The 277-nt window shown below is 66.1% G+C and carries 1 protein-coding gene; it reads left to right on the top strand.

Going from position 1 to position 277, the window contains the following annotated elements; all coding sequences use genetic code 11:
- A partial coding sequence (locus ACFOLG_RS15865; protein ID WP_386093584.1) for a cadherin repeat domain-containing protein occupies window positions 1-277 on the top strand: 277 nt, incomplete at both ends.

The following is a 277-nucleotide window of genomic DNA, read 5'->3' on the forward strand; positions in this document are numbered from 1 at the left end:
TACGGTGGCCGGTGCACTCGACTACGAAACCGCCAGCAGCCACAGCATCACCGTGCTGGCCACCAGCGCCGACGGCTCCAGCAACAGCCAGAGCTTCACCATCGACGTCGGCAACGTGAACGACAACCCGGTAGTCGGCCCCAGCGACAGCAATGCTGCGGCCAACCTGGTGCTGGAAAACGCCGCCATCGGCGCCACGGTCGGCCTGACCGCCTTCGCCAGCGATGCCGATGCCGGTGGCCAAGCCATTACCTATTCGCTGAGCGACAACGCCGGC

This window comes from Vogesella facilis (assembly GCF_042648525.1).
Lineage (GTDB): Bacteria > Pseudomonadota > Gammaproteobacteria > Burkholderiales > Chromobacteriaceae > Vogesella > Vogesella facilis.